Annotated in this window: 11 protein-coding genes and 1 pseudogene; 6 read left to right on the top strand and 6 right to left on the bottom strand. The window is 67.7% G+C overall.

Features of this window, described 5'->3' with window-relative positions; translation table 11 throughout:
* Positions 1–48: 48 nt before the first annotated feature.
* From GVY64_RS35505 to GVY64_RS35485, 5 genes and pseudogenes are all read left to right on the top strand, one after another.
* Positions 49–1,245, top strand: a complete 1,197-nt coding sequence (locus tag GVY64_RS35505; protein WP_159850885.1) for a hypothetical protein — start codon at positions 49–51, stop codon at positions 1,243–1,245.
* The gene (locus GVY64_RS38440; protein ID WP_236567514.1) at positions 1,208–2,149 is read left to right on the top strand and encodes a hypothetical protein; all 942 of its coding nucleotides are present in this window, start codon (positions 1,208–1,210) and stop codon (positions 2,147–2,149) included. Before GVY64_RS35505 ends, GVY64_RS38440 begins: the two co-directional genes overlap by 38 nt.
* Positions 2,150–2,627: 478 nt before the next feature.
* Positions 2,628–4,865 (top strand): annotated as a pseudogene (mobF, locus tag GVY64_RS39340) (MobF family relaxase); the annotation flags it as partial.
* Between the two features lie 10 nt (positions 4,866–4,875).
* Positions 4,876–7,338: a hypothetical protein gene (locus GVY64_RS38425; RefSeq protein ID WP_159850883.1), complete on the top strand. Its 2,463-nt coding sequence runs from the start codon at positions 4,876–4,878 to the stop codon at positions 7,336–7,338.
* Between the two features lie 88 nt (positions 7,339–7,426).
* Positions 7,427–8,812: a hypothetical protein gene (locus tag GVY64_RS35485; RefSeq protein WP_159850881.1), complete on the top strand. Its 1,386-nt coding sequence runs from the start codon at positions 7,427–7,429 to the stop codon at positions 8,810–8,812.
* A 67-nt stretch (positions 8,813–8,879) separates the two neighbouring features.
* Here GVY64_RS35485 and GVY64_RS35480 read toward each other — a convergent pair whose 3' ends face one another.
* From GVY64_RS35480 to GVY64_RS35455, 6 genes are all read right to left on the bottom strand, one after another.
* Positions 8,880–9,200, bottom strand: coding sequence for a hypothetical protein (locus GVY64_RS35480; protein ID WP_159850879.1), 321 nt, complete (start codon positions 9,198–9,200; stop codon positions 8,880–8,882).
* Between the two features lie 7 nt (positions 9,201–9,207).
* The gene (locus GVY64_RS35475; RefSeq protein WP_159850877.1) at positions 9,208–9,975 is read right to left on the bottom strand and encodes a hypothetical protein; all 768 of its coding nucleotides are present in this window, start codon (positions 9,973–9,975) and stop codon (positions 9,208–9,210) included.
* Positions 9,976–10,078: 103 nt separating this feature from the next.
* Positions 10,079–10,660: a hypothetical protein gene (locus tag GVY64_RS35470; RefSeq protein ID WP_159850875.1), complete on the bottom strand. Its 582-nt coding sequence runs from the start codon at positions 10,658–10,660 to the stop codon at positions 10,079–10,081.
* A gap of 158 nt (positions 10,661–10,818) precedes the next feature.
* On the bottom strand, positions 10,819–11,421 hold the full coding sequence (locus GVY64_RS35465; protein ID WP_159850873.1) for a hypothetical protein: 603 nt from the start codon (positions 11,419–11,421) through the stop codon (positions 10,819–10,821).
* Complete coding sequence (locus GVY64_RS35460) at positions 11,409–12,521, bottom strand: nuclease-related domain-containing protein (protein ID WP_159850871.1); 1,113 nt, start codon at positions 12,519–12,521, stop codon at positions 11,409–11,411. The genes GVY64_RS35465 and GVY64_RS35460 overlap by 13 nt, the downstream gene beginning before the upstream one ends.
* A 111-nt stretch (positions 12,522–12,632) precedes the next feature.
* Entirely contained in the window at positions 12,633–12,971 is a 339-nt protein-coding gene (locus GVY64_RS35455; protein ID WP_159850868.1) for a hypothetical protein, read from the bottom strand.
* 216 nt (positions 12,972–13,187) lie between these two features.
* Here GVY64_RS35455 and GVY64_RS35450 point away from each other — a divergent pair.
* Positions 13,188–13,995, top strand: an 808-nt coding sequence (locus GVY64_RS35450; protein ID WP_159850866.1) for a hypothetical protein, incomplete at its 3' end; no start/stop codon positions are given.

Genomic DNA, 13,995 nt, shown 5'->3' with positions numbered 1-13,995 from the left:
GTAGGATGAGAGGGTACCAGACGGAGAAACGAAACGAAAGGCGACGTGATGATCGAGACTGAGCGCGGCCCTCGGGTGCCTGTTGGCGAACAGGTCGGGACCTGCGAGTTCGTGATGGATGACGCGGGCAATCTGTGCGGAAATCCGGTCTACGCGAAGTCCCTCCACGGTCGCCGCCCGAAGTACTGCGGCCAGGTGGTCACGGGAAAGAATGGGCTTCCGGTAAAGCATGACGGGAAGAATGCCGCAAAGGCCCGTGAGCTGCACGGATTCAACGCGGCACCGGCTATCCACCTCGCGCCGAAGCAGGAGACCCCCGCCCCTTCACGCGTCGTAGAGCCTATTTCTTCCGAGCCTGCTGAGCCTGCGGCCGATACTTTCGTTACATCCACTTCTGTTACATCGCACGCCGCAGAGTCGGTCAGTGAAGAGTCCGACCGGCCGGTGACCGAGGCGCGTGAGCAGTTCGCCGCGCTCGTCGAGCAGTTCGCAGCCGCCGCCGAGAAGATCGCCCATGCCGCCGAGAAGATCGCTCCGGAAGCCCGCGCAGTAATCGGGGCAGCCGGGGCAGCCGGGGCAGCCGAGCGCGAGATCATCCAGGTTGTGACCGCTTCAGAGGAGGAGCTGGTCCACGCGAACGCGCAGCGCAAGGTCGCTGAGGAGTTGGCACAGGAGCGCCGGAAGCTCGCAGACAAGCACGCCGAGGAGCGCCGTCGGATGGCGGTTGAGCGCGACGAGGCGAAAGCTGCGGCAGCAGCTGCGAAGTCGGAGGCCGATCAGGCTGTTGCTGAGGCCCAGCAGACGGCGGCGGACGCGATTCAGGCCGCTCGGGATGAGGCCGCCGAGGCGATTGCTGCTGCTGTAGCGGAGCGTGACGAGGCGCTGAGGGAGGCCCAGGAGCAGAGGAAGCGGGCGGATCGGATTGCCGCGGAGTCCGCTGCAATTACCCAGAAAGCAGCCGAGGATACGCTGGTTGCTCATGAGGAGGTCCAGGCTGCTCAGCGGGCGCGGAAGCACGCGGAAGATGAGGCTACGCATCTGCGGAAGCAGGTGGATCAGCTCATCGCCAACCTGGAAAAGGAGCGTCAGCGCCGCGATGAGGATGACGAGCGGTACCGGACACGGCTCACAGAGGTAACCGACTACTACAGCGCAATGCTGAAAAATGCCACTGCGGCGGCACACAATGCCATGCAAGGGGAAGAAAATGATTCTTCCCCGACCGCCCCGCGTGCTCAGGGCTGATTTCGAGAAAGGCTTGGACGTGGTGAACAACCCAGCAGCGGCGGCGCGGGTGGACATCGGCGCGGGTTCTGCGATTGTCGAATTGCCTTGGACAGCACCGCCTCTCACGCTGAACCAGCGTCGTGCGACGCGTGGCGCCATGTTCGCCCGCGCCGCAAAGATCGCTGCTGTCCGCCAGGAGGTCTACGAGCGGGCGACGGCGGCGGGCCTGCCTCGCGGCCTTGACCATGTCACGGTGACGCTGCACTACCGCCCCAGAGACAATCGGCGGCGGGACACGGACAACTTGGTCGACACTGCCAAGCCGGCCTACGACGCGCTCACCGACGGTCGGCCTGCGCGGCTCTCGCGGCCGAAGGATCCCAAGAAGAAACCGCGGCTGATCCCTGCTCAGCTCGGGTGTGGCCTGGTGCCCGATGACACTCCCGAGTTCATGGCCAAGCCCGAGCCGATCATTCATCGCGCCGAGAAGGGCAAGGGCGGTGCGATGTGGCTGGAGATCACCTGGGATGCGCAGCGGACCGACAGTGTGCCTGTGGAGCCCGCTCCACTGCCCGATTCGGCTGTGGTGCTACCAGCGGCGGTTGAGCATGCTAATCCCGTCAGAACGGCGCACAGCGCCCCTACACCTACCGTCGAGAGCAGACAGCGGCGGCCAGCTCAGCGAGTTGCTTTGCACGCCGTCCCTGCCGCGCCCATTTCTTCCCATGGCATCGCGATGTCAGCGACGCCAATGCCTATTTCTTCCCCCGCTTTGGAGACTTCGAGCAGTCACTGCTCGGTGTGCGGCAAGGAGATTGTGCAGCCAGCCACCGGCCGACCTCGCAAGACGTGCTCAGGCGCGTGCCGAGTTCGCGCATCTCGAGCTGCTGCGCGAAACAAGGTTTCGGCCACTCACGGGTGAACAAACGCCGCAAAGGCCCGGACGCGCATTCAGCGGTCCGGGCCTTTGTGCTGTCCTTGCCTGGCAGGCGGTCACCCCGGACCTGTACGCCAGGCGACGATCGTGCGGCGGTGCAGCTGGACGCTTTGGCTTCAAAAGTCGATCACGTGACACCTTGCGCGCGCCGACACCTGCGATGCGCCCCGAGTTTCGTTACAGCCCTCGGCCTTCGGCGTCGAAGCTGCGGTAGACGGCAACGGAGCGCGTCGAGACCCGGGGCGATGGCCTTGGATACCAAGTGCAAACACCGGTTCTCCTTCCCACCCATCCCTTTCCACACTTGCTGTCCGTTCACCATTCCCACTGAAAGCTACCCATCACCTGCAACAATCCCCCTATAGCTCGAAATACGCCTACTCACAACACCATTCAGCAATATTCGCGCAAATCTCATACATTCATTGCTGCTGAGCGTTTGCGTACCTTGGATTGTGTGGTCATGACGCTGCACAAGCTGGCAGCGGGCGACGGGTATCTGTACTACGCCCGCTGCATTGCTGTGGCCGATGGCGACGACCGCGGCCGCGCCACATTGGCGGATTACTACGAGGCGAAGGGCGAGGCGCCGGGTCGGTGGATCGGGTCTGGGCTGGTCGCGTTCGACGGGATCGAGGCCGGGGACGCCATCACCGAGGAGCAGATGGCCGCGTTGTTCGGTGAGGGTCGGCATCCGGATGCCGCGGCAATCACCGCACGGTTGAAGGCTGACGGCGTGACGCAGCCGTGGGTGATTCGTGAGCTGACCCGGCTGGGGCGGCCGTTCTACCGATACCGGGAGCGGCCGGATTTCCGGCGCGAGTGCGCAGTCGCGGTCGAGGCCTGGAACATCGAGCAGGGCAATCCACGCGATGCGAAGGTGCCGGAGGAGGTGCTCGAGCGCATCCGCACCGAGGTCGCGTTGCGGATGTTCACCGCGGAGCACGAGCGGGCGCCGAAGACCGACACCGAGTTGTCGGGGTGGATCGCCCGGAATCTGCGGCCGCCGAGAACGGCTCTGGCGGCGGTCGATCTGACGTTTTCGCCTGCGAAGTCGGTGTCCACGCTGTGGGCGATCGCGCCGCGCGGGATCGCCGAGAAGATCGAGGCGGCCCACCATGCCGCAATCAAAGACGCGCTGGCGTACCTGGAGAAGCACGCCCTTTTCACCCGTCTGGGCAACGGCGGTGTGCGCCAGGTCGAGACCGAGGGGATCATCGCGGCCGCCTACACCCACCGGGATTCACGCGCCGGCGACCCCGATCTGCACACCCACGTCGTCGTCTCGGCGAAGGTCCGCACCCTGGACGGCGATTGGCGAGCGATCGACAGCAATCAGATCTACCTCCACAACGTGGCCGCTTCCGAGGTCTACAACACCAGGCTGGAGGCGTACCTGAGCGAAGCGCTCGGCGGGCTGGAGTTCGCCGAGCGGCCCGGCAGGGTCGGGGGCAAGCGGCCGGTGCGAGAGATCGTCGGTGTGGCTGCCGAGCTCAACGAGCTGTGGTCCAAGCGCAACAATGAGATCACCGCCCAGGTCGGCGCGGAGAGCAGCGCTTTCCAGGCTCGACATCGGCGCGAGCCGATGCCGAAGGAAGTGCTGCGGATGGCGGGGACGGCCACGATCGCGACCCGGGCGCGTAAGCACGCGCCGCGGGCGCTGATCGAGCAGCGGGCAGCGTGGTGGGCGGAGGCGGTGGGGCTGCTGGGCGAGCAGCGGCTCGAGGCGATGCTGGCGCATGTCCTGGCGCGCGAGCACGACGGCGCGCGCGTGCCGGAGGTTGTCGACGACTTTTGGGTGGATGCCACCGCGCGGCGGGTGATCGCGACGGTCTCCCGGGCGCGGGCGACGTGGCGGATCCATCATGTGCGGGCGGAGGCGGAGCGGCAGCTGCGCGGCCGGCGGATCGAGATCGCACTGCTGGATGAGATTGCCGAGCGCGTCGTGCATACCGCGCTGTCGGCGCCGATCTCGGTCCCGCGCGGTGTGCATGACACCATCGCGGCGCCGGGCGTGCTGGCGCGCCGTGACGGCACGAGCGTGTACGTGACCGCCGGATCCACGCTGTACACCTCCCCTGAGGTGCTGGCGGCCGAGCAGCGGCTGATCGCGGCGAGCACCCAGTACGGGGGGCACGCCATCTCGGCGGCCGCCGTCGAGGTCGCCGAGGTCGAGTTCGCGGCCAACAACCAGGGCAAGCGGCTCAATCCCGGTCAGCGTGCCCTCGTGCGGGCGTTCGCGACTTCCGGGGCGCGGCTGCAGGTGGCGATCGCCCCGGCCGGGACCGGCAAGACCACGGCGATGCAGGTGTTGGTGCGGGCGTGGCGGGCCGAGGGCGGCTCGGTGATCGGGATCGCGCCGACCTCGGCCGCGGCGGGGGTGCTCGAGCAGGAGGCAGGGGTGAGCGCGGTGACGATCGACCTGCTGGTCGCGGTGGCCGCCGAGCTGGAGACCGGCGTCCTGGGCGAGCGGGACGCACCGGAGTGGGTGCGTGGCATCGATGAGCGCACGCTGGTCATCCTCGATGAGGCGGCGAAGGCGGCGACCGCCAATCTGGATGCGGCCGTGGCGTTCCTGCTGCGGCGCGGCGCTTCTGTCCGGGCGATCGGCGACGACCAGCAGCTTGCGTCCGTGGCGGCGGGCGGGGTGATGCGCGACATCGCCCACACCAGCGACGCGCTGAGCTTGACGACGGTGATGCGGTTCGCCGATGCCGGCGAGCGGGCCGCGTCGCTGGCGGTGCGGGACGGGGATCCGGCCCGGCCTCGCCTTCTACGCCGACCGCGACCGTATCCACATCGGCACGCTGGGATCGGTGACCGAGCAGGCCTTCGCCGCGTGGGCCGCCGACAACGCCGCGGGCCTGGACTCGCTGCTGCTTGCCCCGACCCGGGAGCTGGTGACCGAGCTGAACGCGCGGGCCCGCGCGCAGCGGCTGTCGCGCACTCCCCTACCGGATGGTGCGCGGGAGGTGGTGCTCAGCGACGGCCTGGCCGCCAGCGTCGGCGACACGATCGTCACCCGCCGCAACAACTATGCGGTGCGGATCTCCTCGACCGACTTCGTGCGCAACTCCTACCGGTGGATCGTGCGGGAGGTGCACCCGGACGGCCGAATCTCGGCCGCGCACACCACCTCCGGGCGGCTGGCCACGCTGGACGCCGACTACGTCCGGGAGAACGTGCAGCTGGGGTATGCGAGCACCATCGACTCGAGCCAGGGCCTGACCGTCGACACCTGCCACGGCCTGCTGACCCGCCGCGCGCACCGCGGGCAGGCGTACGTCATGCTCACGCGCGGCCGCGCGGCGAACCACGTCTATGTCGAGACCGGCCTGGATCCGGCGGGGCCCGCGGCCTACACGATCGACGCGGCGCACCCACCGACCTACCTCGACGTGCTCACCGAGGTGTTGAACCGGCGCGGCGGGCAGGTCTCGGCGAGCACCGCGCAACGAGAAGCCGCGGATCCGCGCCGCCGGTTGCGAGCTGCGGCCGACGCGTACGTGGACTCGATCGGTGTAGTGGCCGAGCACCTGTTCGGCGCCCGTGCGCGGGCGGACATCGACGCGGCCGCCGAGCGCCTGGTCCCCGGCCTCACCGACGAACCCGCCTATCCGACACTGCGCCAACACCTTTCGCTGCGCGCCGCCCAGGGCGACGATCCGGTGGCGCTCCTGACCGAGGCGGTGGCCGGCCGGGAGCTCGACACCGCGCTCGACCGGGCAGCGGTGCTGCACTGGCGCATCGGCGAGCGGGCCGAGCGTGGACCGCTGCCGTGGCTGCCGACCGTGCCTGCCGGGCTGCGCGGCGATCCGGAGTACGGGGCCGCGCTGGCCGCGCGCGAGGTCCAGGTGCAGGCGCTGGCTGCGGAGGTCGCGCAGCAGGCGCGGTCCTGGACGGAGAAGACGGCGCCGATGTGGGCGCGGCCGCTGGTCGGCGCCGACGCGCAGCTGCTCGAGGAGCTCGCGGTGTGGCGGGCCGCGCGCGGAATCGCCGACAACGACCGCCGGCGCACCGGCCCGGCCGTGCGTGAGTCCACCGCCCGCGGTGTGCAGCTGGATCTCGACCGGCGCGCGGCCGCCGTGCTCGGCGACCAGGCCCTCGACGTGCGCCGCTGGAAACCCTTGGCCGACAGCCTGGATCCGAAGATCACCACCGACGCCTCCTGGCCGACGCTCGCCGCGGAGTTGTCGCGCGCGGCCGCGACCGGCGTGGACGTGCCCGCCGCAGTGCGGGCCGCCGTCGACAAGCGGGCGTTGCCGGTCGAGCAGCCCGCCGCCGCGCTGCGGTGGCGTCTAGCGCCTGAACTAGACGAACACAGCGACGACAAGACCCGCGCGTTCGGTGCGGTCCTCGATGAACTGCGCGGCAACAAGCTGCGGCGGATGACCGATGCCCAGTTGGCGTGGCATGTCGAGCAGCTGCGCAACCAGGTGATGAACGACCGCGCCGTGCCCGTGCTGATCGGCGACAAAACCGGGGATGCAGTCGCTGAAGTCCAGCTGAGGCAGCAGCGCCGCACCGAACAGGCCGAAGCGATTCGCCGCGCGCAAGAACTGATCACCGAACTCGACGAACTGGAGAAACAACGCCGCGAGATCGGAGTCGCGCTGATGGTCGAGCGGCAGAAACTTCACAACACCAACCAGTTGCGGCGCTTCGCCATCCGCAAGGCCACTCGCCGGATCGCGGAGCTGGAGAAGCAGCTAGAAGCCCACGACGAAATCCAGAAGCCTGTGCAGAATGCTGTCGATGCCGCCCGGCGGAAAATCACCGAGCCGAAATACCGATGGAAGCAGTTCCTCGCCGAGGCAGACGATCCCCGCCGCCAGGCCGCCGAGCTCGACACCGCGGCCACCACCGACCGCAAGTACGCGACACAACGCGCCGAGGCGATCGCGCGCGCCGACAAGAGCAGCGCCGAGCTGGACGCAGCGCTTGAGGAACAACAGCGCCGCACCGAGCAGGCCGCTCCGGAGCGGGACCTCGAAGACCGCGCCCGGACGGAACTCGATCACCTCGAACGTCCCGCACAGCCGGAAGCGTCAACTGCGGCAGCGAAGGCCCCTCGTCGCAAGGCCAGGGCGACGCGCACCTGGGACCCAGGTCCTTATCGGGATATTCCGTCGCACGGACCGTCTCACGGCAGTGGGCACGGCCTCGGCATGTAGCCGGCCTACGTCGAACATTCCCTGTGTCCGAGCTTGGGTGTGACACGAAGTCGGTAGTGGTGTCGGTTGCCTGGAATACGCTCTGGCAGTGCCGTATGTGTTCACCCTTGAGTGCCAGAAGAGCCGTCGCCTGTCTGTGTGGTTGCGCCAACTCATCGAACGCGGCGGCTTGCGATCCCGATTCTTCGCAATCGACACGGTTGAGGAACTGGACCATTTCGAACGTGAGCTGCCCGCGGCTTTGGCACGGCTTCGTCCTGAGGTGCCTTTTCTGGGAGGCGATGTGCGGGCCTGGCAGTCTGGCACTGGCCACTCGCGCCCGATCCCTGGCACCAATAACGCCGACACGATGTATCGGCACTACATCGCCATTCCGATCGAAGGCGACGCCTCATTAGTGGAATGGTGGCCGGACACCGCCGATGACGAATTGACCCCTGTAGACGCTGAGACACAGGGCGAAGCGGAACGCCTCGGTCTGTCGACCATCGCTGTACGACACCGCCTCTACACCGCCCGCGAGACGTGGAAGCTGGTCCCGGCGGATCCACCGACGGTTCGCCAGGCAGCGCTGCACACCTTCGTCGAGCTGTCACGTGCGGAAGAAAGACAGGTCAGAGATGGCGCGAGGGAGATCCAGTCGACGTTCGACCAGCGCATCGCTGAGGCACATCGATTCGTGGCGCGGGTCGCGGCCCAAACCGAGGAGTTCTTCGAGATCGTCGCACCTGACGAGTTCGCAGCGATGATCGCCGATCGCCGTGAGGAGTTGATCAACCGCAGCGCGGTCACAGCGAGTCTGAGCTTCCCGCAGGCATGGCGAGCACCAGCACCCACACTGGTGGTTCCGCCCGTGGATGCGCCCGCCGCCGACCGCAAGGTGCAGCAGCCGGTGCGGGATGGGCTGCGTGTCGAGGCCCGACCCCGGTTGGCTGAGGCCAGCTTCGCCGACGTCCAACGCGTAGTCAGGATTTGGGCGAATTCAATCGAACGGTACCCGGATGCCTATACAGGGCTGGTCGAAGATCGCGTCAGCGACTTGCTGGCTGCGACCCTCAACGCAACATTGCCTGGTGCCCAGCGTGAGGTCTACAGCCGATCGGGAAAGTCGGACATCTTCGTCCAAGCTGACGTTCTTGCCGAAGGTAGTGGACCGGCGAAAGTATTCATCTGCGAAGCCAAATGGGCCACCGACGACAGCGTCGTCACAAAGGCCGTCGACCCTCAGTTGTTCGGATATTTGAACACCCACGACACCGCCGCGGTGCTGCTTCTGCTGTTCAGACAGATAGACTTCGACACCGCACGCGAACGTCGTCTTGATGCGTTGCGCTCGGTCACTGGATTCGTTGGAGAGACACCCGGCCCCAGCGGATGGCCAATTTTCGAGTTCCGGACGCAAGGACGACGGGTCAATCTCTGTGTCGCGACGGTTCATGTCCCGCCCCGCCCCTCCGCTGACAGCACCGTCTAGAGAAGCAGCGGTCGCCGGCATCCGCCAGTAACCACGCGAGACTCCTCCCGCAGATTCCTGGCGATGATCAGGCCGGTTGGACAGCGTCGAACGGTACCCACTGACGCAGACTGGTTCCACTGACGCCATTCTTGGTCATGACTTGGACTTCGACCTCGGCAAACCATATGGGAGTGGTCCCGATATTGAACCGCGCCCATCGGTAGGCGATCGCCGGGATCCATTCCTCTCCGAGGCGCAGATCGAAAGAGAAGGCCTTCTCTCCCAGCGTCACCGGCATGACGCGCTCCGGCTCGCGGGCTGGCATCACCCATGCTCGCCGCGGATCAAGGCGGACCGGCCGGGGCGGTTGCAGCATGCGGATGGCGGCGTGGCGATCGTCGTTCATCGCACGCTCACCCGGTTCGCGCGATCGACGTCTGCGCCGCAGGCACCGCGGTGGCGAACGGGGTCTGACGCGTCCAGCTGCACCGCTGGGCGCCAGTCCCGGCGAGCTGGACGCGGGTGGTGCGCGGCCGCCGCATCGCGCGGCTGTTGACCTGGATGTCGAACGTCATCGCCCGTAGCCGTCCACGCCCCCGGCCCATACCGTCGTATCCAGTGAGCTCGCATTGTATTTCGAGATCCGGGCGCGCCCATCCCGGTCCGGTGACTACGAGGACGCCCTCATGGCTGCGCAGCCGGGCGAGCACGGCGCGCATCCGGCTCGGCGGTGCGCCCCCGGCGACGTCCAAGACAACGACGTCGACGCCGTCGAGCAGAACGGCTGCGATCGTGAGCGGGTCCTCGCCCTTCAGATCGGGGATGTGAGCCAGCCGGGTGAGGTCACCGTTCATCTCGGTGAAGGCCAACAACCCCAGCTGCGGCTGTCCGATGACGGCAACCCAACCACCGGCGGCAGTGACGGCCGCCAGCAGGCCGAGCAACGGCGTGCTACGGCCGGTGCAGGCGACCACACCGCCGCGCGGCAACCCACCTTCCGGCAGTGCCTCCCCCAGGCCGCCCTCTACCGGGATCACCGCAGCGGGCGAGCCAGCAGAGGACGGCGGCGGCTGGCTTGCGCCAACCCGGCCCGGGATGGCCGCTATGCGGCTTCGCAGCACCGCGAGTTGCTGATCTCGGGAGAGATCGGCCAACGCCACCGGCGGCACATTGTCGAACACATGTTCGACTATATCCGACCGATCGGTCCGCATAGGGCAGAGTCATCGATGCGAGATGTCGCGTCGTGAAGATCAGCTTGATCTAGCGGCCAAACACGGCGGGTTAGCGTGACTTCGAAGGCCGGGAATGAACATCGAGCGGAGTCGAGCAGACATACAGGTCGTGCAGGCCGAGATCCCATTCTTCAGGGTCGATTCCGGCCAGGTCCCACACGCGCCCGGATTCGGCGGCGGTCCAGGCAGCGGCCGGGGTGGGGAAGTCCCGCACCTGCAGGGTTGGTGCACCGATCCGCGGAATCACCACTTCCCATTTGCCGCCCGCCGCCCAGTGGGCAAGTACGTCCAGGTGCTCTTCCAGCTCGAACGCCACCACATCGGGCATCTGGCCCCGCTCGCGTTCGGCGGCGTACCAGGGTGCCAGTGCCGCGTGTGCGTGCCCGATCGCGGCGCGGTCCTCGGTGTGCATGTGGACCACGAAGTTCCCGCCGCATTCCATCGCGTGCGTGGAGATTGCGCGGTCGGTGGCGGGGTTGTACGCGGTGCCGGGGTGGTGGCCGCGGCTGAGGTAGATCACCGACCAGGTGCCGGCGTAGTGGAAGCCGACTCCGATGAGATCGTCCGCGCTGGTGGCGGGATCATCGGGGCCGATGAGCAGTTCGTAGGCGATGTTGAGAAAGGTTGTCATGGTGCGCTTCTCTCTTTGATCGGATGCGGGACCGGGGACGTCGTTGGCACCCCGACCCGTCGTTGATGGGTCGGGCTCGATTCGTTTTCTGGCCGTGTGTGCGACCATCACTCGCGGAGACCGGCCACATTCCCCGTGGCCGGTCTCTGCTCTGTCGGTCAGTCTTGCGGCGGCGTCTGGATCACGACCGGCCGTGAGCGGGCGGTGCGGACACGGTCGGCGGCGATATCGAGGCGCAGCCGCTCGACACGTGGAAGCTTGGAGCGGGTCTCCCAGTTGTTGCGCCGCTCCATGAACTCCTGGGCCAAGGCGTCACAGTGCCGGAACCAGAACCCGCTGATCGGGTACTGGTAGCGAGCCTCCTCGGCGTACTCGATCTCGGCTACCAGGTCCTCCACAGACAGCTCCTGCGGCGAGGTGACCGATCCTGGCGTCTTCAGCAGCTCCGGGCTGAATCCGTCCTGCACCTGGAGGCGCTGGCTTTCCTGGTCCTGCTTGGTCTTGGCGGCGTATTCGCGGCTTCGTTCGTCGCGTTCGGCCTCGATTCGTTCGATCTCAGCGCGTTCTGCTGGCGACAGGCGGTGACGGGCGACCCGTTCGGCCATGCTGTTCCACGGGTCGATCTCGATCCACGCGATCAGCCCGGCGAACATGGCCGCACCAGCGGCGATGCCGACAGCGGCGGGGCGAATGTCGTTGCGGTTCATCGGGGGTTTCTTTCTCCTTTTTTCTTTCGGGTTGTGTTTGGTCAGCGCACGCAATCGGTTTGGAAGGGGAAGCAGGTCTTGTCCATCGGGAACAGCACTCCGCTGCTGGGCTTGGGGGCCGGTGGGGCAGGTGGGGGCGGTTGCGGCGCGGCGGGTGCCGGCGGGGCCGGAGCGTCGGCGGCGGGTGGCGGGGCGGGCTCGCTGCTGGTGGGCTCGTCGGAGGGCTGCGAGGCGGAGACGTGGCTCAGCACGCCGACACCGCCGCTGAGCAGGCAGGTTGCCGCGCCGATGAGAACGGCGTTGCGGATCCGATGGTTGCGGGCGGCAGCGCGGCTGGCGGCGGTTGAGGCCAGCATCGCGGTTTTGGGGTGGATCTGTTCCTCGGGGCTGCGGCCGAGGTCGCCGCGGTCGGCTGTGGGCGCGGTGGTCCGGGGCGGTGTCGTGGCTCCGGTCGGCGCCTGGGGGATGACTGCGGTGGGTCGCAGCGGCACGACCACCCCGTCATCGTCGGCGCCCGCGGCGGGGGTGGGGTTGGGGAATCCTTCGGCGGCCAAATCGTCGCGGGTGACAGCGTCGGCCTGGTCCAGCGCGGAAAGAAGGGTGTGGGCGCGCTCGACGGTCCAGCCCTGCGGGTGCTGACGGGCGGTGGTATCCAGCCACCCGCTCAGTGCGGTGTCATCGCCCCCGAGCAGGACGTCGCGGCCCGCCGGCATCGGCACCGACCCTTTGTCGAGGGTGATCCGGCCGCCGAACGGCTCCACCAGGACCAGGCCCGGCACGAACACGTCGAGACCGCAGCGGGAGACGACGCCCTTGAGGTTGAACATGGCGTCGGCGAGCTGGTTGAGCGGGTTGGTGTCACCATCGCGGACGTGCACGGGGTCGCCGTCGATGCCGGGCAGGGACCAGCGAGGGTTCACGTGGCAGGACAAAGTGCCGTTCACACCGCGCTTGAGGATGCCCTTGACCTCGATGCACACCAGCGTGTCGGGGGTGAGCAGCACCAAGTCGACTTCCTGGCTGTCGCGGCCGCTGCGGTCGGGAATGTGGCTTCCCGAGATCGCGACACCGGGGATGCCGCTGGCTTGGAGCCAGTCGAGTACAGCCCGTTCCGCGCCCGACATTTTCGGGCGATTTCCGTTGATGATCAGCATGAGTTTTCCCTGTCGTGAGGGCACTTCGTGTGCCGTGAACGTGTCGTGATGGTGAGGGCCGCGTTCGGCGTGTCGAAAGTGCACACCTGGCCCGGCCGGGTTCGGCGGGCGCTACAGGAGGCCCAGGTGCCGGGCGGGTTCGCAGAACAGCCAGCAGGCCCGCGTGTCGGAGGCCGCGGCGGTGTCGACGTACTTCGGGGCCTCGGTGGCCGTGCAGAACATGGCGCAGTCGGCGCTTGCGGGGGTGGTGGGCAGCGCGGCGGCGGGAGCGCGGTCCACGGTCAGCAGCATCGAGAAGTACAGGGCGGCCGCGGCGACGAACACGCCTGCCAGCAGTGCGGGTGTGCGGAGCATGAACGCGATCACGCGGCCGGCCCGGTGGCGCATGGCCAACGCTGGACGCAGCAGAACGGGAGTGGAGCGGCGGGAGGTGCGGGGCTGAATCGACATGATGGTCGGTCCTTCCGGAGATTGCTCGACAACTATTGACAGTTTAACAGTTCAACTGTTGACAGTCTATAAATGGTGGCGAGCCCGGCACCCGGTTGTGGACGGTTGCAACACGGCCCCGGACCTCGTCTTCAGCGGGATCCGGGGCCGTTGTTGCCGTGGTGATCGCAATGAACGAAACCTGTTGGCGTCAGCGGTATCTGGCATATTCGATACATGACGACGGGGGCACAGGATCGGCGCGGCAGTTTGTGGACCGGGGACGACTACCAGGCGTTGTTCGCCGCGTTGGCGACCTCCGTCCCCGATAGCGAGATCGCCGCACAACTGGGCCGCTCGCTCGAGGGGCTGCGCGGGCGGGCGAAGTTTCTGCTGCTGGACAACTATTCGTCTGCGGTGGCCCTGCGCAAGCTGCGGCAGATGGCTTCGGAGCCGGGTTTCGACTGGGAGCCCCTCGCCCGCGACGCGCACGCCTTCGCGAACAAGCCCTATTGGGATGCCAGGACCGACGAGCGGCTGATCCTGGCGTGGGCGCGGAATCCGGCGCCGAGCATGGCTGAGCTGGTCGAGGAGTTCGGTGTCGGCGAGCAGGACATCGCGCGGCGTTGCATCGCGCTCGAGCTCGCCCAGACCCGGGTGGAGATCGTCGACCACCTCGGCGCCGAACCCCGCGGTGATCTGGCCTACCAAGCCCGGCTGGGACGCGACAAGGCCAACACCGCGGTCGGTGTCCTGGTCCTCACCTCCGCGACCGGCGCCGTGCTGCACCTGTCGCTGCACCCCGACATCGACGCCGCTGCACAGGCCTGCGGCGAGGTCGACGAGACCGCGCTGGAAGAGCTGCCCGCGGTGTGGACGATCGCGACCCGCGTGCTGGGCGAGGGGTCCATCCGCGCGACCAAGAGCGGGTCCTGGACCGAACGGCCGGCCACCGAACCCCACACCGACACAGTCAGCGACCCGGCCCCGGCCGCGGCCCGGGCGGTTCCCCGGTGGCGGCGGCTGCTGAAGCCACGAACCCACT

Origin of the sequence: Nocardia sp. CY41 (assembly GCF_009829325.1) — a bacterium.
GTDB lineage: Bacteria > Actinomycetota > Actinomycetes > Mycobacteriales > Mycobacteriaceae > Nocardia.
Note: the sequence above shows the minus strand (reverse complement) of the source record. Positions and strands in the feature narration are given on the sequence as shown.